Origin of the sequence: Acinetobacter sp. YT-02 (genome assembly GCF_002412355.1) — a bacterium.
Taxonomy (GTDB): Bacteria; Pseudomonadota; Gammaproteobacteria; order Pseudomonadales; family Moraxellaceae; genus Acinetobacter; species Acinetobacter towneri.
Genome location: NZ_NOZT01000005.1, coordinates 71,031 through 94,006, shown reverse-complemented (window position 1 = coordinate 94,006; position 22,976 = coordinate 71,031). Strand labels below are relative to the sequence as shown.

The 22,976-nt window shown below is 43.3% G+C and carries 19 protein-coding genes, 2 tRNA genes and 1 pseudogene; 16 read left to right on the top strand and 6 right to left on the bottom strand.

Annotated elements, in window-relative coordinates:
• Positions 1-10: 10 nt before the first annotated feature.
• The 5 genes from CF596_RS03755 to CF596_RS03735 all read right to left on the bottom strand — a co-directional run bounded on the left by CF596_RS03755 (position 11) and on the right by CF596_RS03735 (position 2,688).
• Positions 11-352, bottom strand: a complete 342-nt coding sequence (locus tag CF596_RS03755) for a hypothetical protein (protein WP_096901293.1) — start codon at positions 350-352, stop codon at positions 11-13.
• Between the two features lie 153 nt (positions 353-505).
• Positions 506-581, bottom strand: a tRNA-Glu gene (locus tag CF596_RS03750).
• Positions 582-617: 36 nt separating this feature from the next.
• Positions 618-693, bottom strand: a tRNA-Ala gene (locus tag CF596_RS03745).
• A gap of 57 nt (positions 694-750) precedes the next feature.
• A complete protein-coding gene (gltX, locus tag CF596_RS03740) occupies positions 751-2,259 on the bottom strand; it encodes a glutamate--tRNA ligase (RefSeq protein ID WP_096901292.1) in 1,509 nt (502 codons plus the stop codon).
• 141 nt (positions 2,260-2,400) lie between these two features.
• Positions 2,401-2,688, bottom strand: a complete 288-nt coding sequence (locus CF596_RS03735; RefSeq protein WP_004974433.1) for a hypothetical protein — start codon at positions 2,686-2,688, stop codon at positions 2,401-2,403.
• Between the two features lie 504 nt (positions 2,689-3,192).
• On the opposite strand from CF596_RS03735, the gene CF596_RS03730 reads away from it, so the two are divergent.
• The 8 genes from CF596_RS03730 to CF596_RS03695 all read left to right on the top strand — a co-directional run bounded on the left by CF596_RS03730 (position 3,193) and on the right by CF596_RS03695 (position 12,406).
• A complete protein-coding gene (locus CF596_RS03730; protein WP_096901291.1) occupies positions 3,193-4,206 on the top strand; it encodes a sulfate ABC transporter substrate-binding protein in 1,014 nt (337 codons plus the stop codon).
• A gap of 197 nt (positions 4,207-4,403) precedes the next feature.
• Positions 4,404-5,315, top strand: a complete 912-nt coding sequence (rsmH, locus tag CF596_RS03725) for a 16S rRNA (cytosine(1402)-N(4))-methyltransferase RsmH (RefSeq protein ID WP_096901290.1) — start codon at positions 4,404-4,406, stop codon at positions 5,313-5,315.
• A gap of 8 nt (positions 5,316-5,323) precedes the next feature.
• Positions 5,324-5,653 (top strand): cell division protein FtsL, encoded by a 330-nt coding sequence (ftsL, locus tag CF596_RS03720; protein WP_171324828.1) that lies wholly within the window; start codon positions 5,324-5,326, stop codon positions 5,651-5,653.
• A 12-nt stretch (positions 5,654-5,665) separates the two neighbouring features.
• Positions 5,666-7,489 carry a penicillin-binding protein PBP3 gene (ftsI, locus tag CF596_RS03715; protein ID WP_096901288.1) on the top strand — a complete coding sequence of 608 codons (1,824 nt, stop codon included), beginning with the start codon at positions 5,666-5,668 and terminating at the stop codon, positions 7,487-7,489.
• A gap of 10 nt (positions 7,490-7,499) precedes the next feature.
• Positions 7,500-8,993, top strand: coding sequence for a UDP-N-acetylmuramoyl-L-alanyl-D-glutamate--2,6-diaminopimelate ligase (locus tag CF596_RS03710; RefSeq protein WP_096901287.1), 1,494 nt, complete (start codon positions 7,500-7,502; stop codon positions 8,991-8,993).
• Between the two features lie 9 nt (positions 8,994-9,002).
• Positions 9,003-10,412 carry a UDP-N-acetylmuramoyl-tripeptide--D-alanyl-D-alanine ligase gene (murF, locus tag CF596_RS03705; RefSeq protein ID WP_096901286.1) on the top strand — a complete coding sequence of 470 codons (1,410 nt, stop codon included), beginning with the start codon at positions 9,003-9,005 and terminating at the stop codon, positions 10,410-10,412.
• A complete protein-coding gene (gene mraY, locus CF596_RS03700) occupies positions 10,413-11,531 on the top strand; it encodes a phospho-N-acetylmuramoyl-pentapeptide-transferase (RefSeq protein WP_019836136.1) in 1,119 nt (372 codons plus the stop codon). It begins immediately after the preceding gene.
• Between the two features lie 71 nt (positions 11,532-11,602).
• Positions 11,603-12,406 carry a putative RNA methyltransferase gene (locus CF596_RS03695; protein WP_096901285.1) on the top strand — a complete coding sequence of 268 codons (804 nt, stop codon included), beginning with the start codon at positions 11,603-11,605 and terminating at the stop codon, positions 12,404-12,406.
• A 70-nt stretch (positions 12,407-12,476) separates the two neighbouring features.
• On the opposite strand, the gene ponA is transcribed toward CF596_RS03695, so the two are convergent.
• Positions 12,477-15,026 carry a penicillin-binding protein PBP1a gene (gene ponA, locus CF596_RS03690; RefSeq protein WP_096901284.1) on the bottom strand — a complete coding sequence of 850 codons (2,550 nt, stop codon included), beginning with the start codon at positions 15,024-15,026 and terminating at the stop codon, positions 12,477-12,479.
• A gap of 169 nt (positions 15,027-15,195) precedes the next feature.
• On the opposite strand from ponA, the gene CF596_RS03685 reads away from it, so the two are divergent.
• The 8 genes and pseudogenes from CF596_RS03685 to CF596_RS03650 all read left to right on the top strand — a co-directional run bounded on the left by CF596_RS03685 (position 15,196) and on the right by CF596_RS03650 (position 22,861).
• Positions 15,196-16,254 (top strand): pilus assembly protein PilM, encoded by a 1,059-nt coding sequence (locus CF596_RS03685; protein WP_004974460.1) that lies wholly within the window; start codon positions 15,196-15,198, stop codon positions 16,252-16,254.
• Positions 16,254-16,889 carry a PilN domain-containing protein gene (locus CF596_RS03680; protein WP_070153532.1) on the top strand — a complete coding sequence of 212 codons (636 nt, stop codon included), beginning with the start codon at positions 16,254-16,256 and terminating at the stop codon, positions 16,887-16,889. The genes CF596_RS03685 and CF596_RS03680 overlap by 1 nt, the downstream gene beginning before the upstream one ends.
• Entirely contained in the window at positions 16,886-17,593 is a 708-nt protein-coding gene (pilO, locus tag CF596_RS03675; protein ID WP_096901283.1) for a type 4a pilus biogenesis protein PilO, read from the top strand. Before CF596_RS03680 ends, pilO begins: the two co-directional genes overlap by 4 nt.
• The gene (locus CF596_RS03670) at positions 17,593-18,117 is read left to right on the top strand and encodes a pilus assembly protein PilP (RefSeq protein WP_096901282.1); all 525 of its coding nucleotides are present in this window, start codon (positions 17,593-17,595) and stop codon (positions 18,115-18,117) included. Before pilO ends, CF596_RS03670 begins: the two co-directional genes overlap by 1 nt.
• A 60-nt stretch (positions 18,118-18,177) precedes the next feature.
• A pseudogene (locus tag CF596_RS03665) lies at positions 18,178-20,318 on the top strand (type IV pilus secretin PilQ family protein).
• 37 nt (positions 20,319-20,355) lie between these two features.
• Positions 20,356-20,898, top strand: a complete 543-nt coding sequence (aroK, locus tag CF596_RS03660) for a shikimate kinase AroK (protein WP_096901281.1) — start codon at positions 20,356-20,358, stop codon at positions 20,896-20,898.
• Positions 20,899-20,917: 19 nt separating this feature from the next.
• On the top strand, positions 20,918-21,997 hold the full coding sequence (aroB, locus tag CF596_RS03655; protein ID WP_096901280.1) for a 3-dehydroquinate synthase: 1,080 nt from the start codon (positions 20,918-20,920) through the stop codon (positions 21,995-21,997).
• A 9-nt stretch (positions 21,998-22,006) separates the two neighbouring features.
• A complete protein-coding gene (locus CF596_RS03650; RefSeq protein WP_096901279.1) occupies positions 22,007-22,861 on the top strand; it encodes a hypothetical protein in 855 nt (284 codons plus the stop codon).
• Positions 22,862-22,976: the final 115 nt, after the last annotated feature.

Here is a 22,976-nt window from a genome sequence, read left to right as displayed (position 1 = left end):
GTAACAGTGTTTAAACTTCCCACTCATGTGAACATTCACGGCACTTCCATTGTTTTTGCGACTGCATAAAGGCCTGCATGGAAATTTTAAAATCAGGCAAATCACGGTAGAACAAGAAGCCTGCAATCACACATACAACAAATACCGCTACAGTAATGCTTTGTAAGGTTGTGCCTGCGCCATCGCCAAAAATCCACATGGCAATACTAATTAAAACCAGAAGCAATAATACAAATACCGCAGGAATGAGCATCACCAAGCTTTTAGGCACAACAGGACGTGGCGTTGCTTGACCTGCCTGTGAAACAGGCATGATTTTTGGGCTTTGACATTTAGGGCATCGGTATTGCATTACAACTCCAAAATTCTGATCTAATTGTTATTCTAACGAAATGTGCGACAAATAAAAAACAGTCTGTCAGAAAACAGGGCAATAAAAAAGCCCAAGTCGTTGCTTGAGCTTCTTTATAAGATGAAGATAAGTGCTTTATATTCATCTTGAATATGGCGTCCCTACGGGGATTCGAACCCCGGTTACCGCCGTGAAAGGGCGATGTCCTAGGCCTCTAGACGATAGGGACTTGATGAGGCAACACAGGTAAAGCCTTATTTAAACTTGGTGGAGTCAAGCGGGATCGAACCGCTGACCTCTACAATGCCATTGTAGCGCTCTACCAACTGAGCTATGACCCCAGTCTGTGTGAGCGCAATATTAGGGCTATTGCGTTCACACGTCAACAAAAAAATGAATTAAGCAGGATCAATTGCATCATTTTTCGGCAATTTGATGCTTTCATTCAGTTTTTCCCAGACTTTGACTTCTTTTTTGCTTGGTCCGCCAACCACTTCTAAGGCATGACGCAAACGCGCAAAGGTCAGGTCAGGACCAATGGTGACCATGGTTTGCATCACAGGTGTAGATGCGGTTGAACCTGCAATTGCAATAAAGAACGCAGGCATGAAATCACGCAATTTGATTTCCATTTGGTTGGCTAAATCCATTAGGGTTTGGCTCACCGTGTCGTTGTTCCAAGTAAATAGACTTTCTAAACGCCAAATTGCAAATTGTAGGCTTTGACGCACTTGTTCTTCAGACAGTTTTTTACTTTCAAACTGTTCCTTGCTCAAGCTTGGGAAATGGTTGAAGTAATGTGCAGACCAATTGACCGCTTCTGAGAGTAAATTAATACGCGGTTGAATCGCGGCAGCAATCTCTTCCAATTTGGCACGATCTGCTTTCCAAGCCAATAAGGTATCTAGCAGCTCAGCAGGTGAAAGCGCTTTAATCCATTGACCATTCAGCCAATTGAGTTTTTCCACATCAAAGATAGGGCCGCCTAGTGAAACACGTTGAATATCAAAGTGTTCAATCATTTCGGCTAAGGTGAATTTTTCACTTTCATCTGGCATTGACCAACCCATGCGACCTAAATAGTTCAGCAAAGCTTCAGGTAATACGCCAATGTCTTTGTAGTAGTTGATTGAAGTTGGGTTTTTACGTTTAGATAATTTTGATTTGTCTGGGTTACGCAACAATGGCATGTGGCATAACACAGGCATATCCCAACCAAAATATTGATAAAGCAATTGGTGTTTCGGTGCCGATGGAATCCATTCTTCACCACGAATCACGTGAGTGATTTGCATCAAATGGTCATCGACCACGTTGGCCAAATGGTAAGTTGGCAAGCCATCTGTTTTCAGCAAAATTTGCATATCGACTTGCGCCCATGGAATTTCCACTTCACCGCGCAGCATGTCATTAAATTTACATACGCCTTCGGTTGGCACTTTCATACGAATAACATGCGCTTCGCCTGCCGCTAAACGACGCTGCACTTCATCTGCAGACAAGTTTAAACCACGACCATCGTAGCGCGGGCTTTCACCACGTGCTTGTTGTTCTGCACGCATTTGATCTAGTTCTTCGCTAGTAGCGAAGCAATAGAAAGCATGCCCTTGTTCAACCAATTGCAAGGCGTATTGCTTATAAATATCCATACGTTCAGATTGGCGATACGGTGCATGTGGGCCGCCGATATCTGGACCTTCTGCCCAATTTAAGCCTAACCAACGCAATGAATCCAAAATCATTTTTTCAGATTCAGGGGTTGAGCGCAGTTGGTCAGTATCTTCAATACGAAGAATAAATTCACCACCGTGTTGTTTGGCAAAACATAAGTTAAACAAGGCGATATACGCTGTTCCCACGTGCGGGAAACCAGTAGGAGAAGGCGCGATACGAGTACGAACAGTCATAAGCAAAAATTAATTCAAAATGTAAATTGCAACCATTATAACGAAAAAGCCCAAGTACTTAATGTTAAATTCAACATTCTGTACTTGGGCGTTTCAACTGCATTTGAAAAGGGGATTAAAGGCAGTGAGTTTGATGCAGACTTATGAGTTACCTTGCGGGAATAAGGCTTGTACGAAACGGCTAAAACGCTGATTTTGCAAGGCAAAGAAATTTTGAGTTGGGGCAAGATTAATTGAAGTCAGCACTTTTAAATCATTATTCGATTCAAACTTTTGCTTGTCTGCCTGTTTTTGCTGGGTAATGGCTTTTTCAATTAAAGAGCCTTTTGCCTCAGTTAAATTGGTTTTGCTTTCAGCAGATTTGATCACTGCACTGTGACCGACTGTACTTAAGCTGAGTAATACTGCGAACATGAGTTTAGATTTCATTTTGATTCCCCCTTTCCTTTATGAGTGAACTCACAATTTATAAATTGTTTTAATCACTTTAATATTTAATCACAAAAATCATAACAAAAGTAGATTTGCGTCACACTCTTAATAAGATCTTTATCATCATTTACTCACTATATACCGATTTTTCAGATGATCTTTGATTTAGAACATGTTGTAACAAACAACTGTGGAGATATCGTGAAGATTGTTACAAAAGTCACAATAAAATAGTTTTGAAGCGGATTTGATTGCTGTGATGTCGCTTATTTTACCGTTGAGTCTAAAAACGGATCAAAGTTTTATTCACTTTTCATATATCTAATCCATAAAAAGGTATAAATTTGGAATAAATGCCGCATCTTGAATTAAATTGATTAAAAACAATTAATTAAAGCTAAATTATTTGAATTTAATCATTTTTTGCATGTTTTTTACAAATTGCGCAGCGCCTGAGCATTGCATATATTGAGCGACAGATTAAAGGTGATGTGTGCTGTAATGAAAACTCAATTGAAAGCTTTATTGGCTGCTGCGCTATTGGCAACAGGTTTTGCTGCAACGACTGCTCAGGCTGCAGATCGTCAGTTTTTAAATGTATCGTATGATGCGACCCGCGAATTTTATGATGAATTTAACAAGTCGTTTGGTCAGTACTGGAAAAAACGTACAGGTTTAGACGTCAACTTTAAACAATCACATGGTGGTTCAGGCAAGCAAGCGCGTTCTGTGGTCGATGGTTTAAAGGGCGATGTCGTAACTTTGGCATTGGCGAATGACATTGAAGAAATTGTAAAGTCAGGTCAAATCCAAGCAGGTTGGCAAAAAGAATTTCCTCATAACTCTGCGCCTTATACCTCGACCATCGTCTTTATGGTGCGTAAAGGCAATCCGAAAAACATTAAAGACTGGAATGACTTAACCAAACCAGGCGTACAAATTATTACCCCTAACCCGAAAACAGGTGGTTTGCCACGTTGGGTGTATTTATCGGCTTGGGGTTATGCAGAAAAGCAGCCGGGCGGCTCTAAGGCCAAAGCGCAAGAATTTGTGGGCAAGATGTACCACAATGTAAAAGTGATGGATTCGGCAGCACGTGCGTCGATGACTACATTTGCTGAACGTGGCATTGGTGATGTGTTGTTGACTTGGGAAAATGAAGCCCTTGTAACTTTAAAAACCTTAGGCAAAGACAAGTTTGATATTGTTTATCCATCTATTTCTATTTTGACTGAACCTTCGGTGGCAATCGTAGACCGCACAGTAGAAAAAAATGGCAATAAATGGTTAGCGACAGGCTATATCAACTATTTATATTCACCTTTAGGTCAGGAAATGGCGGCTAAGCATTTCTACCGTCCACGTAATGAAAAAGTCCTTGCAAAATATGCAGCACAATTCCCGAAATTAAAAACCTTCACGATTGATGAAGTGTTCGGTGGCTGGGAAAATGCACAAAAAACACATTTTGTGAATGGTGCGATTTTCGACCAAATTTATAATACTAAGCGTTAAACAGATATCCATTTTCGGCTAATCTTTTATTGGATTGGCACACAAAAAAATCTCTACGGAGATTTTTTTGTGCTTTAAAAAAGTCAAAAACGGTTTTCCCTATGGAAAGTAATATTTATCTACAAAAAGACGTTTGGAGCTTTGCCAAAACAAGGTAATAATGTGCAGTTACATTTTAGCTGTATTGATTGAACCTTATGTCGCATATTTCTGTATTACTTCATGAAACTGTTGATGCCGTGTTGGCAGATCGCAATACAGGAATTTATGTCGATGCCACCTTTGGACGAGGTGGACACACGCGTTTGTTGTTATCCAAATTGGATGCGCAGGCGCGAGTTTATGCCTTTGATAAAGATCCACAAGCTTTGGCCGTGGCAGCAGAATTGGGACAGCAAGATTCGCGATTTCAAATTATTCATGCCAGTTTTGCTGATATGCAGCAAGCGTTGAATGATTTGGGCGTCACTCAGGTCGATGGTGTGATGGCCGATTTAGGCGTGTCGTCACCACAGCTAGATCAGGCAGAACGCGGTTTTAGCTTTATGAAAGACGGCCCGCTTGATATGCGTATGGACAATTCACAAGGCCCGACTGCAGCAGAATGGCTGGTGGATATTGAAGAAGAAGCCTTAGCCAATGTGATTTTTCAATATGGTGAAGAACGTTATAGCCGCCGTATTGCCAAAGCCATTAAACAGGCGGGTTATATTGAAACCACCGCACAATTGGCTGAAATTGTAAAAGTTGCCCATCCGAAGTGGGAAAAAAACAAACACGCTGCAACGCGTACTTTTCAGGCAATTCGTATTGCGATTAATAAAGAATTAGAAGATATTGAAAACTTCTTGCCGCAAGCCGTTGAGGTGTTAAAACCCGAAGGTCGTTTGGCGGTAATTAGCTTCCATTCTTTGGAAGATCGTTTAATTAAACAGTTTATTCAAAAAGAATCGAGCCTGCCTGAAGATTCGGGTTGGGGCTTGCCACAACAGCAACAAGATACACGTCGATTGAAAAAAATATCACGTGTGCGTGCCAGTGATGAAGAAGTCAAAGCCAATCCACGCTCACGCAGCGCATGGCTACGTGTTGCAGAACGATTAGCTTGAAAAGGCCAATAATGAAAACTGAAACCGTTGAAAAAAATCAATCTCAAGTGCGACTGAAAAAAATGGTCGCCTATTTTATTTTATTGGCGCTGGTATTTATCAGCGCGATTATGGTGGTGTTTCAAGTGTTTGAATATCGCCATGATTATCGTGAGCTGAGTTCTTATATGCGCGAGCGAGATGACTTAAATGCCGAATGGGGGCGTTTACTGATTGAGCAACAAACCTTTGGGGCAACAGCACAAATTGGTACCCGTGCTGTGACGCAACTGCGCATGTACTCACCACCTGCAGCACAAACGGTGGTGATTTCTTTGCCTACAACTTCAGAACAATAAGGCGGCTAGCACATGGTCGATGCGCGTAAAAAGCAAACCCGAAAGAAACAACAATCGGTCACTGGGAAAAATGCCATTCATGTTGAAATGTGGCGTTTTTACTTAATGTGGAGCGTGGTTCTACTGGTCTTTGTGGCACTGGTGGGACGGGCATTCTATGTGCAAATTATCAACCATGATTTTTTACAAAACAAAGCCAATGCCAATATTTTAAGAACTGAAAAACTAAAAGCCATGCGTGGGGTGATTTATGACCGCAATGGCGTGCCTTTGGCAATTAGTACCCCAATTATGAAAGTGGTGATCGATCCACGTGATTATTTTGACAATAAAAAGCTGTTTGATGAAATTACCGCAGAGCTGGAAAAAAATCCGACTAGCCGTAAATTGCGTCGTCAGTTACCAGATAAAAACTTAAATTTAGATGAACTGGCCGATGCGGTTGGCATGGATCGTCAGGAACTCAAACAAAAAATGAATGAGCGTCCACGCTCACGTTATTTGGTGCTGCAAAAAGAAGTGCCACCGCAACAGGCAGAACTGATTCTAAAACGCAATTTCCAAGGGGTATATACCGAAAAAAACTATAAGCGTTATTACCCACAGCCGCAGCCGAATGCACAAATTATTGGTTTGACCAACAGTGAGGGCACAGGTATTGAAGGCTTGGAAATGCAGCTGAATACCCGTTTGGCTGGTGTAGATGGCGAACAGCAAATCATCCGTGACAAAAAAGGTAACCGAGTTAAAGACCCTGAGGTCATTAAAGAAGTAGAACCGGGTGAAAATATCACCTTAAGTATTGATTCACGTTTGCAGTACATTATGTACCGTGAATTAACCGCAGCAGGTGTCGCCAATAATGCACGTTCGGCAACTGCTATTACGGTGGATGTCAAAACAGGTGAAATTCTGGCAATGACCAGTTGGCCATCGTACAACCCGAACGACAAAAAAAGCTTATCGAACAAAGATGCGATGCGTAACCGTGGCGCGGTCGATTCTTTTGAGCCGGGTTCGACCATGAAACCGATGACGGTGGCAATGGCACTGGAAAGCGGTAAATATTCACCGAATACCGTGGTCAATTTAAGCGGTGGTTCAATGCGGGTGGGTAATCACACCATTCGCGATACTCATAATTATGGGTCACTGACTCTGGCGGGGATTATTCAAAAATCATCTAACGTAGGTGTGGCGAAAATTGCCTTGTCGTTACCTTATGCAACTTTGCCAACTTTCTATAAACGTCTCGGTTTTGGTGCACGTTCTGCTGTTAAATTCCCGGGTGAAAGTGCAGGTTTAATCTTGCCGCCAAGTAAATGGAATGTATCAGAAGTGGCGACCATGTCCTATGGCTATGGTTTAAATGCCACTGTGCTGCAATTGGCAGATGCCTATGCCATGCTGGCCAATAAAGGCGTTAAAATGCCGCTTAGCCTATATAAGCTGGAAGAACAGCCCAAAGGCGAACAAATTGTGGATGCCAAAATTGCCGATCAAGTGATGCTGATGATGGAAGCGGTGACCTTGCCAGGCGGTACTGCTCGTCAAGCCAATATTCCAGGCTATCGGGTTGCAGGTAAAACAGGGACGGCACATAAACTCCGTGCAGACCGCAAAGGTTACTCACAAACCGAATATCGTGCTTTATTTGCAGGGGTTGCCCCAGTGAGTGATCCACGTTTGGCAATGGTGGTGGTCGTAGAAAACCCAACGGGTCAGTATTATGGCGGTTTGGTGGCAGCGCCTGTGTTTGCTCGTGTGATGCAAGAATCGTTACGTTTAATGAACGTGCCTTTAGATAAACCTTTAGAAACTCTCAACACTCCATAACAGGTGACGCATGTCGATTCGCTTTCAAGATATTTACCGCACAGCAAGCGTTGCAGATTGGATGATACAAGACTTTCAGGGCTTTCAACTCGACAGCCGCCATGTGACAGCAGGGCAAATTTTTATTGCCCTGACCAGTTTGTCGCAGCCTGAAAAAACCGCACAATTTGCACAAGCAGCTTTAGATCAAGGTGCTTTGGCGGTGATTTCGGAAACTGAACTGGCAGTTGCCAATAATTTGGTGGTGCCAGATGTGCGTCAGCGCATGGGACAGTGGCAAAAACAATATTTACAAGCACGACAGCCTGTACCTTTAGCGCGTATGCTTGCAGTCACGGGCACCAATGGTAAAACCACCATTTCCCGCTTAATTGCTGAGTTGTTAATGTTACAAGCCCAACGCTGTGCGGTAATGGGCACCACAGGCAACGGAATTTTGCCTAATTTGGAAGCTTCAACACATACCACTTTAGATGCCTTGCAACTGCAAAATGCTTTATACAGCTATGCACAACAGGGGGCAAAATTTGCCGCAATTGAAGCCAGTTCACATGGTTTGGAGCAAGGGCGCTTAAATGGCTGCGATATTGAAATTGCGGTATATAGCAACCTGAGCCGTGATCATTTGGATTATCACGGTACTTTAGAGGCGTATGCTGCAGCCAAAGCCATGCTGTTTCAGTTTGCCAGTTTAAAAGTTGCAATTGTCAATTTAGATGATGAATATGCTGGGATCATGTTGCAAGCGGCGCAACAGAACCCTGCGCAACCGAAAATTTTGACTTATTCCACGCAGCAAGCGGCAGACTATCAAGTACAGCAGATTGAATACAGTCTGAATGGTGTACGTTTCCATCTACAAACTGCTACGGCAGAATATGTGGTGCAAAGTCCGTTGCTCGGACATTTTAATGTTGAAAACTTGGTCGCGAGTTTAATCGCAGCAGAGCAAGCAGGTTTTGCATTACAGGATTTAATACACACGACTGCACAACTCAAAGGCGCACCGGGGCGTATGCAAGTGTTGCGTGATGCAGAGCGTTTATTTGTGGTGGATTATGCACACACGCCAGATGCCCTAATTCAAGTGTTGCAAACCTTAAAACGCCATGTTAGCGCACAGCTTTGGGCGGTGTTTGGCTGCGGTGGAGATCGGGATCGTGGTAAACGCCCACTGATGACCCAAGCGGCATTGGACTATGCCAATGTTGTGCTTTTGACTTCTGATAACCCGCGTACAGAAGATCCTTTGCAAATTTTTGCCGATATGCAGACAGGTGTCGATTTGTCGGTGGCACAGAGCCATGAAATTCATGATCGTCGTGAAGCGATTAAATATGCAGTCAAACATGCACAGTCAGGCGATATTGTCTTGATTGCAGGCAAAGGTCATGAAAACTATCAAGAAATAGATGGGGTAAGACACTGGTTTGACGATGTGGTTGAAGTGCAATCTGCGATAGATGCACAGCATTGTTCACCTTCTGCTTATCCTGCCCAATAAGGAATTTGTATGCACACTTCCACCACCAGTACCGCAATTTTAGAACCTTGGACTGCCGAACAACTCAAACAGGCAACACAGGGTTATTGGTTCAATGGGCAAGCACCGCAAGGCGAGATTAAACGTATTTTAACCGATTCACGTCATGCCGAAGCAGGTGATGCCTTTTTGGCTTTAAAAGGTGAGCGTTTTGATGCGCATGATTTTGTGGCACAAGTAGCGACTCAGGGCTGTTCTATGGCAATTGTCAGCCAGCCTGTAGACGCAGATATTTGCCAATTGGTCGTGCCTGATACCCGTTTAGCTTTAGGACACTTGGGCGCATTTCGTCGTCAGCAACATCCTCAGTTAAAAGTGATTGCGTTAACAGGCAGTAGCGGTAAAACCACCACTAAAGAAATGCTCGGTAGTATTTTGTCACGTTTGGCACCGACTTTAATTACCCGTGGCAACCTGAATAATGACTTGGGTGTGCCGATGATGTTATTGGAGTTGAATGCAAGCCATCAATATGCAGTGATGGAATTAGGCGCCAGTCATCAAGGTGAAATCGATTACACCTCAAACTTGGTGCAGCCGCAGGTGGCAGGCATTATCAATATTGGTACTGCGCATTTGGGTGAGTTTGGTGGACGTGAGGGCATTTGTCGGGCTAAGTCTGAAATTTATGCACATATTGCCCCACAAGGCACGGCCATTGTCCCTGCTGGCGATGATTTTGCCGGACAGATTCAGCAAGCGGTTCAGTCGGAACAGCGTCTAAGTTTTGGTGAAGGCGGTGATGTGTTTGCGACAGACATTCAGTTGCAGCCACAATCGGCAAGTTTTTGTTTAAATACCGCCCACGGTGTGCGTCAGATTCATTTACCCTTTGCAGGTGAACACAATGTACAAAATGCTACGGCAGCTGCGGCTTTTGCACTGGCAATTGGCGTAAGTTTAGATGATATTGTCTCAGGCTTGGAGCAGGCACAAGGCGCAAAAGGCCGCTTGAACTTTATTCAGCATGGCGCACATTTGTTCATTGACGACACCTATAATGCCAATCCAACCTCTATGCGTGCTGCAGGCGAAGTCCTTGCACAGCAAACAGGTGTGCGAGTTATGGTCATTGGTGATATTGGTGAACTGGGCAATAGCGCAGCACAACAGCACTATATGTTGGGGCGTGATTTGGTGTCTATTGGTGGCATCAACTTTGTGGTGGCGGTCGGTGAATTTGCACCTGCGACCCAAGAAGGTGCACGTAGTACCCAATATGGAAAAAAATTACAGGCTTTTGTCACTCAAGAACAAGCCTTACCGTTTTTAATTGATCTGGTAAAAACACATCAACCTCAGTCCATGAGTTTCCTATTTAAAGGTTCTCGTTATACCCATATGGAAACGTTGATGGCTGCATTGATGGAGAAAATTTAAATGCTGTTATGGTTATTTGAACAGCTGGCGGGCTATAACAGCTCGTTTCAGGTGGTTCGCTATTTAACATTACGTTCATTACTGAGTGTATTGACTGCGCTTGGCATCGGTTTGGTGCTAGGCCCTGTGATGATTCGTAAATTACAAGCATTAAAATACGGTCAAGCAGTCAGCTCTTATGCACCTGAAGGGCATGCCAAAAAAATGGGTACGCCAACCATGGGCGGGGTGTTAATCCTACTTTCCATTGGTATTTCGACCCTATTGTGGGCAGATTTATCTAACCCTTACGTCTGGATTGTACTGGCAGTTATGGTCATTTTTGGCGCTGTAGGCTGGGCAGATGACTGGATTAAAATTCGCTACAAAGACAATGCGGGTTTGCCAGCGCGTAAAAAATTCTTCTGGACTTCGGTAGCATCATTGGGTGCGGGTATTGCATTGTATGTGATTGCAACCCAACAGCCAAATCCTGCACAAACTGCAGATATGCTGGATGTGTTGATTCCATTTTTTAAAGATTTCAGCATTCCATTGTCGTTGATTCCACTCGGTATTGGCTTCATTATCTTTACCTATTTGGTGATTAATGGTGCCTCAAATGCGGTGAACCTAACTGATGGTTTAGATGGCTTGGCAATTATGCCAATCGTGTTGGTTGCGGCAGGTTTGGGCGTCTTTGCCTACTTGGCGGGGGATGTTCGTTTTGCTGATTATTTGCATATCCCTTATGTGAAATATGCGTCTGAGTTGGTGGTAATCTGTGCCGCGATGATTGGAGCAGGCTTAGCCTTCCTGTGGTATAATGCGCATCCTGCACAAGTCTTTATGGGCGATGTCGGTGCATTGTCTTTGGGGGCAATGCTGGGTACGATTGCCGTGATGGTACGTCAGGAAATCGTGTTTGCGATTATGGGCGGAGTGTTTGTGGTTGAAGCGATTTCGGTATTCCTGCAAATTGGCTCACTACGTATGCGCAATAAACGGGTATTCTTAATGGCGCCGTTGCATCACCACTATGAAAAGAAAGGCTGGCGTGAAACTCAAGTGGTGATTCGTTTCTGGATTATCACAATTATGCTGGTGGTTTTAGGTTTAATGACTTTAAAATTACGTTAAGCCTATCCAACCGAAAATTTTAAAAGTCGGCACTCGCCGACTTTTTTATGTGGTTCACTCTGGAGAAAATGATGAATTTGCTGATGTGTCCTGTGTGTCGTCAGGTATTGCAACTGCATGATCGAACGTGGCGTTGTGCCAGCAATCACAGCTATGATGTTGCGAAACAAGGCTACGTCAATTTGCATGTGGTGCAGCATAAGCACAGTAAAAATCCGGGGGATACACCTGCTTCGGTGCAGGCACGTCGTGCATTTTTAAGTGCAGGGCATTATGCGCCCTTGCAACAGGTAGTGGTGCAAAAAATTCGCACCTTACGCATCGAAAATTTGTTGGATATTGGCTGTGGTGAAGGCTATTACACCGCAGCCATGCAAGGCGAAGTGTTGCAGTGTGTCGGGGTGGATATTGCCAAGAATGCCGTACAAGTGGCGGCGAAACTGAATCCCGCAGTGACTTGGGTGGTGGGGACGGGGGCAACTTTGCCTGTTTTAGAACATTGTATTGATTTATGTACCAGCTTGTTTAGCCCAATTCCACAACAGGAAATTTTGCGGGTTTTAAAACCACAAGGCTATTTGTTGGTAGTAACGCCTGCGCCTGAGCATTTATTGGCGATGCGTCAAGCTTTGTTTGAAGAAGTGAAGCCGCATGAACCTGAAAAATTTATCGCTCAATTGCAAGATGACTTTGATTTAGTCGATGCTAGCGTAGTGGAAACGCCGTTACAGCTCAATCAAAACGATTTAAATCATTTAATTGCTATGACACCTTATGCTTACAAAGCCAAAGCAGAGCGTCGTCAGGTTTTAGAACAACAAACTCAATTTGATGTGACAGCACAACATCAAATTTATCTGTTTCAGAAAAAGTAAGTTCGAGTTGCCCATAAAAAAATCCCTCATTTTTGTAAATGAGGGCTTTTTTCTGACTACTTGTCCGCGGTTATAAGACTTCGTCAATTAAGTTTTCTAACGCATCGGGAGCAGGTTTGGCTGCATTGGGTTTAGCAGGGCTGTTGTTTGGCGCTTGCATGGCAGGCGGTGCAGCGTTTTCAGGAATTAATACCTCCTCGCCTGGTAAATCGTCAAAATCTCGCTCAGGGGCACGTGCTGGCGCAACAGGTGCAGGTCGATACAGTGGACGTGCCAATGGCGGTGAAGCACGATAATCCTGCTTCTGTTCTGCATTCATTTGATTAAGTTCACGTTGTGGCGCTTTGGCTTTGCTGTCTAAACTGACCCATGCTTCAGGTGTGCCTTTGAGTGCATTGCCCATAAAATCTGTCCAAATTGGCAGCGCTGCGACCCCCCCATATTCACGACGTCCTAAAGTGGTAGGTTGGTCAAAGCCCACCCAAGCCACAGTCACCAGTTTGCCGTTGAAACCTGCGAACCAAGCGTCTTTGGCATCGTTGGTGGTTCCCGTTTTACCGCCAATATCGCCACGACCAATTCTGAGCGCAGCACGTCCAGTACCATGTTGAATTACGTCACGTAAAATATTGGACATATCATACGCCGAGCTAGATTTTAAAATACGTTGTGCCTGTTTGTACTGACTACGCTCTGCCAATAAGTTCGGATTTTGTTCAGCTTGTGCCAGTTTTTTATTGGTCACTTCAATCACTTCATCATCTGGCGTGGTGGCTTCGGCACTTTCAGTCGTTTGTTCTTTGGAATTAATACAAGCAATACACGCATATTCAGGATTGGCTTGATAAATCACCTTGCCATAAGCATCTTCAATACGGTTAATAAAGTGCGGTTGAATACGGTAACCCCCATTGGCAAAAGTGGCATAACCCGTTGCCATTTGAATAGGCAAAACTTGTGGCGTACCCAATGCAATCGTGTAGTTACGCGGAATCTGATCTTCCTGCAAACCAAAATCCATGAATAGTTGGCGGGTACGCTCAATACCGACTTCTTGTAATAAACGTACAGAAACGGTATTTCGTGACAAATATAACGCACGTCGTAACGGAATCATGCCTAAATGGCGACCATCGGAGTTACGTGGTGTCCATTTGCCAATGGTGATTGGACTGTCATTGACCATAGTATGTGGTGTCATGCCACGCTCTAAAGCCAGAGCATACACAAAAGGTTTAATGGTAGAACCTGGTTGGCGCCAACCTTGTAAAGTACGGTTGAATTTGGATTGATAGAAATTATATCCACCCACCAACGCTTCAATGGCGCCGTTATTCGGGTTAATTGCGACCAATTGACCTTGCACTTTCGGTACTTGTACCAATGACCAAGCGGTTTTATTTTCATTTGGACGTAAACGGACAATATCTTTAACTTTTACAATCTGTGCCGCGCGACTTGGCGCATTGCCTACACTGTTGGCATTGCGATAGGGGCGTGCCCAAGACATACCTGACCACGGTACAGTAACCGTTGTGCCATCTTGCATTAACGCTTCAAAAGAATTATTCAGCACTTTGCTGACTTGCGCAGGGTAGGTGTTGGCATAAGCACGAAACTCGTTCAGCGGTTTGTCATGTGCCTCTGCACCACGCCATCCATGACGACGATCATAGGCTTCTAGACCTTCTTGCACCGCCTGTTCAGCATACATCTGACGTTTGCTATCTACAGTCGTGTAAACTTTATAGCCTGAATCAACCGCTTGTTCGCCAAATTTACTGACCAGTTCAGCACGTACCATTTCTCCAATATACGGATGTTTATTGCTGATGCTGCGGTCTGGCATATCTAAATTAATGGGTTCAGCAATGGCTTTTTGGTATTCATTTTGGTTGATATAGCCCAGTTGCAGCATACGTCCCAAAATCCAGTTGCGACGCTCCAAAGCACGCTCAGGATTTACCACGGGATTGTAGCGCGAAGGTGCTTTAGGTAGGCCTGCAATCATCGCCATTTGTGCAATCGACAGTTCTTCTAGGCTTTTGTTGTAATAAATTTTGGCAGCTGCCGCGATGCCATAGGCATTTTTACCCAAAAAGATTTTATTGACGTATAAGGTCAAAATTTCTTCTTTGCTCAGGTTTTGTTCAATTTTACGCGCTAAAAAGATTTCGGTGAGTTTGCGCTTTAAGGTGCGTTCAGGACTGAGATAATAGTTTTTTGCCACTTGCATGGTAATGGTCGAGCCGCCAGTTTGCACATTGGAGCCTGTTACCGCCTCGCTCACCGCGCGCCCCAAGCCTTTGAAGCTAATCCCACTGTGTTCAAAAAAAGCAGAATCTTCGGCTGCTAAGAACGCAAAAATGAATTTTTCAGGAATATGTTCATAATCGACAGGCACAGAAAGCTTGCCGCCATACTCCGCAATCAGCTCATTATCGGCACTATAAACCTGCAATGGTTTTAATAATGGCGCTTTTTTTAAGGTGGTCATTTCTGGCAAAGATGGGGCAATATAGAGATACATGCCATAGAAACCCATCGGTATTGCGACCAAAATTATAATTATGATCAAAAAAAATGGATGAACACGACCCGAACAAGATAGCTTTTTCATAACAAGTGCGTTTTAATAAGCGCTAATAGCAAACTAATTGCTGGTCAGTATAGCGAGTAGATTTACGGATTGTTAGATGAATTATTGTATCCGTAAAAAATTATAGACCAGCGCGGATTAGTAGGTTAAATTTTTTTGGGGATAAAAAAATAATAGGAATGGTACTATTGTGCGTAGGTTATATCGTAAGCCAAGTAAGGGGTTAATAGGTGTAGATATTAGTTCTACTTCTGTTAAGTTATTAGAACTCTCTGTTAAGAATGGTAGATACTGGGTCGAGAGCTATGCGCTGGTCCCACTTCCAGAAGGCAGTGTGGTTGAAAAAAACATTCTCAATCCAGAAGCAGTCGGGGATGCGCTTGAACGTGCATTGAACTTAGCAAACACGCAATCTACATCTGCAGCATTAGCAATTCCAACCTCAATGGTGATTACCAAAATCATTGAAATGGATGCAGATATGACTAGCGATGAGCGTGAAGTTCAAATTCGTATGGACGCCGAGCAATATATTCCATTCCCATTAGATGAAGTCAGCCTAGACTTTGAAGTCCAACCAGACCGTTTAGCCAATCCAAACCGAGTCAATGTGTTACTGGTTGCAACACGTTTAGAAAACGTAGAAGCACGAGTAGAAGCATTGGAGTTGGGCGGCTTGACAGCCAAAATTGCCGATGTCGAAAGTTTTGCCATCGAAAATGCCTTTAAAGTGTTCTCCGATACCCTGCCAATGGGTGTGAACACCATTGGTATTTTGGATATTGGTCATACCATGACCACCTTGTCGGTACTGCAAAATAACAAAATTATTTATACCCGCGAGCAAACCTTTGGCGGTAAGCAGCTGACACAAGAAATTCAAAACCGTTATGGTTTGTCGTATGAAGAAGCAGGGCGTGCGAAAAAAAGCCGTACTTTGCCAGATGACTACGATGTAGAAGTGCTCGAACCGTTCTTAGAAGCGGTGGTGCAACAAGCTGCACGTTCATTGCAGTTCTTTTTCTCATCTTCACAATTTAACGAAATTGATCACATTTTATTGGCAGGGGGGAATGCCAATATTCCAGGTCTTGCGAAATTGTTGCAGCAAAAACTGGGCTACCGTGTGACCATTGCCAATCCATTCTTGCAAATGGGCTTCTCTCCACAAATCGACATTAAAAGAATTGAAAGTGATGCACCGTCATTGATGGTGGCATGTGGTTTAGCAATGAGGAGTTTTGATTAATGGCAAAGATTAACTTACTCCCTTGGCGCGATGAGCTAAGAGAAAAACGAAAAAAAGAATTTATTGTATTTTGTATTGCAGCGGCTGCTGTTGGGGTGTTATTGGTGACTTTAGCATGGTTCTTCTATAACGCGAAGTTAGAAGATCAAGAACAAGCCAATCAATTGGTGATCAGCACCAACCAAAACCTAGATGTACAATTAAAATCTTTAGAAGGCTTGCAAGAACAGCGGAATGCTATTGTTGAGCGCATGAAGTTAATTCAGGGCTTACAAAGTCAGCGTCCAATCGCTGTGCGTTTAGTGGATGAATTGGTGCGTGTGACACCAAGCAATATGTACTTAACCAAAGTGAGTCGGACAGGCAATAAATTTACTTTTGAAGGCAAGGCTGAAAGTCCAAATACAGTGGCTGAATTCTTGCGTAATTTGGAAGCATCGCCTTGGTATCGCAATGCATTTATGAATTCATTCTTAGCCAAAGAAGAAAACAAAGATAAAGCACCAAGCTCTGTGGTTCCTCGTGTAGAGGAAAGTTACGGTACTTTCGTAGTGACTTCAGATTTAGAAGATATTGCGATTCCTGTAACACCAATAGAACCTAATCCAACATCAGCAGCGGAGGCAGCACAATGAGTCTCGATGAATTTGATGAAGTAAATCAGGATGCTGCTGTTGCTCCGAAAAAGAAAATGACCGTTGAAAAGTTTTTTCAACAGTTCAATACCCTAGATCCAAATAATTATGGTGCTTGGCCGCTTTCGGTCAAAATTACCTGCTGGATTTTTATTATTTTCCTGATTTTGGCTTTAGGTTATTTTGTCGTGATCAAGCCAAAGTTAGATGCCATTGCAGCAGCACAAGCACAAGAACAAAACTTATTAAATGAGTTCCGCGAAAAAGATTCTAAATTGCGTAATTTGCAGCAATATCAAGCACAATTACAAGAAATGGAAGCGAACTTTAATCAACAACTTGAACAATTGCCAAAAGAAACTGAAATTCCAGGATTGGTTGAAGATATTAACGTCACTGGTGTGAATTCAGGTTTAAAGTTTAAAAACATTCGTTTAGAGGATGAGATTAAACAAGAGTTCTTTATTGAACAGCCAATTTCAATTGAAGCAACAGGTGATTACCATGCCTTTGGTTCATTCGTGAGCGGTACGGCAGCATTGCCACGTATTGTGACCATGCACGACTTTGAAATTGTAGCGACTGAAAATACAGACAAGAAAACTGATATTCCGCAAGTAACCTATAAAGCGCAAGCAAAAACTTATCGTTATGTAGGCAGTGCAGATACACAAACTGCGGGTAATGTTGGAGGGGCTGAATAATGAAAATTAAAAAGCTTTCGTTGGCTCTGATGGCGACTCTGTTGATGGTAGGATGTGACTCTCGGATTGATGCTGTGAATACACAAATAGCTGAAATTCGAAATCAGCCGCCACTGCCAATTGAACCCGCACCTGTGTTTGAACCTGCACCAACTTTTAACTATGCAGCACACCAGCTCAAAAGCCCATTTATGCCTAGTTCATTGGCGGCAGAGCTTAAAATAATGGCAGGTAAACGCGTTTATCCGAACCTTGCTCGCCAGTTACAACCCTTGGAAAATTACGCACTTGAATCACTGACCATGAAAGGCAGTATGCGTCAAAATGGTCAAATTTTGGCATTGATTCAAACACCAGACGGTGAAATTGAGCGTATCCAGCGTGGTAGCTATATGGGGGTAAATCATGGTCGTGTAGTAAATATTACACCTACACAAATTGATTTAATCGAAATTATTCCAGATGGTCGTGAAAGTTATGTAGAACGTCCAAGAAGTTTAGTTTTAATTGGGCCTGCGCCATAAATTAAAGGAATAAAAATGAATAACAGTGTGAAAGATTTTATTTTTGGGGATGGTAATACAATGAACAATTTGTTCCGTCAGTTTTCAATGGGTGCAGTCGCAATGGCCGTGATGCAAGTTGCCAATGCCCAAGTCAGCATTACCAACATCGTACCCATGCAAATTCCGGGGCAGGGCACCGAAATTCGTGTGATGTTTAATGGTTTGCCACCTCAACCTGCTGCATATCAGCTCGAACAACCTTCCCGCTTGATTCTAGATTTTGATAAAGCACAACAAACCCTGAAACAAAACAGTGTTGCTGTTGCGACCAAAGAAGCCAGCTCTGTAGAGGTCAGTTCAGATGCACAGCGTTCACGTTTAACTGTGAACTTAGCAGATGCGGGGCCATTCACCACGCGGGTTGAAGGCAATACCTTTATTTTAAAGATCAACTCAACTACCGCAGCCACACCTGTTGCAGCAGTGACTGCACAACGTAGCGCACAAGGAATTTCCAATATTGGTTTCCAACGTGGTGGCGAAGGTGAAGGTCAGGTGGTAATTGACCTATTGGGTAGCAACACCCCTGTAGATGTACAGCAACAAGGCAGCAAAATTGTCGTACGTACTTTGGGTAATAAAGTCCCTGCGCATTTGGCTCGTCGCCTGAATGTGAATGACTTTGCAACCCCAGTATCGACTATTGATGCGCATAATGATGGTAGCAATGGTGTGATCACCATTCAGGCTGCAGGTAGCTATGAATATATGGCCTATCAGGCAGAAGACAAGCTCACCATCAGCTTAAAACGCCCAGTTGATAAAAACCCGTTTAAGCCACGTGCAGCACAAAGCTACACAGGTAAAAAGATTTCATTGGACTTCCAAGATATCGAAGTGCGTCGTGTATTACAGCTGTTGGCAGACTTTACGGGCATCAATATGGTGGCTGCAGATACAGTACAAGGTAATATCACCTTACGTTTAAAAGATGTGCCTTGGGATCAAGCCTTAGACATTATTCTGAAAACCAAAAATTTAGACAAGCGCCGTAATGGTAATGTGATCTGGATTGCGCCAGTTTCTGAGTTGATTAAGGCGGAAGAAGAAGAAGCCAAAGCGATTGCACAAAGTGTTAAATTGGCACCACTGCAAACTGAATATATTCAGTTGAACTATGCTAAAGCCGCAGATATTGAGAAGCTTATTACTGAAGGTAAAAATGCATCACGTAGTGGTAGTTCAAATACAGGTTCTGGAGCTGACCCATTAGGTGATAGCGTGGGGAGCTTGCTCAGCCCTCGCGGTACAGTGTCTGTAGATCCACGTACCAATACCTTAATTATTAATGATACTTCAGCAAAAATTGATCAGATTCGTCAGATGATAGATTTGCTTGATGTGTCTGTGAAGCAAGTGATGATTGAAGCACGTATCGTACGTGCAACCACAGATTTCACCAAAGAGATGGGTGTGAAGTGGGGCATCTTGTCTCAAGGGATCACTAACAATAATCACTTGTTGGTGGGTGGTAGTGATACCACTCTGTGGAACTTGCGTGAGCCAGAAAAAGATGATGATATGGGGGGTGGAAGTATGAAATTGAACGTCCACAAAACCTCAATGTCGATTTAGGTGTGACCAGTCCAGGTGCCAGCCGTATTGCCTTTGGTTTAATCAGTTTGTCTGACTTTATGCTAGATTTGGAATTGTCTGCATTACAAGCCGATGGCTATGGTGAAGTGATTTCAACACCAAAAGTACTGACTGCAGATAAGCAAAATGCCAAAGTTGCATCGGGTACTCAAATTCCATACCAATCTTCTGAAGGTGGCGGTGTTAATGCTGTCTCGACCACAGAATTTATTGATGCGACTTTAAGTTTGGATGTGACTCCAAGTATAACGCCAGATGGCAAGGTGCAAATGCAATTGAATATCACCAGTGACTCACCAGGTGCGCCTACACCAACCGGTCAGCTCACGATTAACAAGAATGCAGTCAATACCAATGTCTTGGTAGATAATGGTGAAACTGTGGTCTTGGGTGGTATTTTTGAGCAGCAAACTGCCAACTCACAAACCAAGGTTCCGTTCTTGGGCGATATCCCTTATATCGGACGTTTATTCCGTAAAGATATCAAGTCGGATAACAAACGTGAGTTGCTGATTTTTGTTACACCACGAATTGTTAATGACAGTGTTTCAAGAAATCATTAATATATTTTCAATTTAAACAAAATTTATAGGTGACTCCTTGCTAAGCAAAGAGTTTGAAACCCTACCAAATATCTATTTGGTAGGGCCGATGGGGGCAGGCAAGACTACTGTAGGACGACATTTAGCAGAATTGTTAGGGCGTGAATTTCTAGACAGTGATCATGAAATTGAGCGTAAAACAGGTGCAACGATTCCATGGATCTTTGAAAAAGAAGGGGAATCAGGGTTTCGTAGTCGTGAAACAGCGGTCATTGATGAGTTAACTACGCGACATAAACTTGTGCTGGCCACAGGTGGTGGTGCAGTAACTCAAGCCCCTAATCGTGAGTTTTTAAAACAACGCGGTATTGTTGTTTATCTGTATACTCCTGTCGAAATTCAACTCCAGCGAACCTATCGCGACAAAAACCGTCCTTTACTTCAAGTCGAAAATCCCGAACAGCGACTACGTGATTTGCTTGCAATACGTGATCCGTTGTATCGTGAGGTAGCACATTATATTATTGAAACCAATCAGGGTGCTGCGCGAGATTTGGCGCAAAAAATCTTAAATACGATTGTTTCAGAGCAAATATCTTAGGTAGAAAGCGACTCTTTTCATGCAAACTTTACATGTTGAACTCGGCGATCGCCGTTATCCCATTTTCATAGGCAGTGACCTTCAACCCAAAGACTTATTGGCTCCTTATATTAAGGGGCAGCAAGTGATGATTGTCACCAACACCACAGTTGCACCCTTGTATTTGAGTCATTATGTGACTGCCGTTGAAGCACTTGGAAAGAAAGTGGCAACATGTATTTTGCCTGATGGGGAAAAATACAAAGATATCCAGCATTTGACCCTTATTTTTGATGCGCTGTTGGAAGCAGGCTTTAACCGTGATTGCACCGTGTTGGCTTTAGGCGGTGGTGTGATTGGTGATATGGCAGGTTTTGCATCGGCAAGTTTCCAGCGTGGGGTGTATTTTATTCAAGTACCAACCACCTTATTATCGCAGGTCGATTCTAGTGTCGGTGGTAAAACAGGGATTAATCACCCGCTAGGCAAAAATATGATTGGTGCATTTCAGCAGCCACAAGTGGTGTTGGCAGATATGTCTCAGCTGAATACCTTGCCAGAGCGTGAACTGTCTGCAGGTTTGGCTGAGGTCATCAAATATGCACTGTTGGGTGATCTTGAGTTTTTAACATGGTTGGAAACGCACATGGAGGCTCTGGTGGCGCGTGATCCTGTGTTGTTGGCAGAAGCGGTTTATCGCTCATGTGCGCATAAGGCTCGAATTGTCGCCAATGATGAAAAAGAACAGGGCGAGCGTGCTTTACTGAATTTAGGTCATACCTTTGGGCATGCCATTGAATCATATTTAGGCTATGGTGAATGGCTGCATGGCGAAGCAGTGGCTACAGGGATGGTGATGGCAGCTGATTTATCACAGCGAATGGGCTGGATTTCTGCAGAAGATGTGCAGCGTACAAAAAATATCATTGCTCGAGCCAATTTACCGATAGTATGTCCACAGATTCCGCTGGACCAGTTTTTGGCTTACATGGCACACGATAAAAAAGTGCTGAATGGTCAATTACGTTTGGTGTTGATGACGCAATTGGGTCAAGCCATCATCACCAAAGAGTTTGATCTGGAATTGATGAAACAGGCAATTTTAGCTAACCAAGCATAAAGGCAGCTTATGACAGCACTGCGTACACACTGGCAAAAAATTCAACAGTCGATTTGGTTGCTGGGTGCGGTGCTGTGTTTATTGGCAGCCCTTATTTTCTGGGCGGTGACTGACCGTGAAGAACTGGTTGAAATTGAAAAACAGCCTGAGTCTGAAATTGAATTACAAATTCAGCCTGAAAAAGTGGCAGCAACCACATACTTAGGTGGGTTGCTTGAAGAAGTTCGTCCATTGGAGTTGACTACTCGCTTAACAGCATCAGGCGTGCATGAAGCTGAATTTCGTGGCACAAAATTCATTCAGGAACAAAAGCATAACAGTAGTATTGAGCTGTTTCGAGTCAGTGATGAAAATGTCATTAAAAGCTTTATCAAAAAACAGTCTGAACGCAGTAAATTATTTTATATTCGTTTAAGTGGCGAGGGACAGGCAGAACAGTATGTGATGCTGTATGGCAACTATAAAAATAAACGTGAAGCCACTCAAGACCTTGTGAATTTACCTTTCCAGTTTCCTGAAACCATTCAGCCTGTTGTTGTGCAATGGGAAGATTATATCCCTTATGTGAATGACTTAGGGGCAGATGAGATGGGGCTAAATACCAAATTGCATGCGGTAAATTTACGGCCTGCTGCTGTGCCAAAAATAGATGAAAGTGTCTTAACACGTCCGCAGACGACACCAAATACAGCAGCAAGTACCCAGCCTACTTCACCGCAAAATAGCACCACCAGTACCACAATTACACGTCGTGATCAGGCAGGTAATGTGGTGGATGTGCAGCAATCTCAGAGCGGTACTGTCCCTGCTCAGGTTCAGCCTGATGCACCAGAATCTGAAGAAGTGCACGACCCTTTTAATTAATAATTTAAATTCTTCACCGCTTTTTACTACAATGTCGTAATTAAGCGATTGCTTAAGCTTCACTTTTACTCGTCTTTTTCATTTATTTTTAAGTTGAGCTATTTTGGCTCCATTG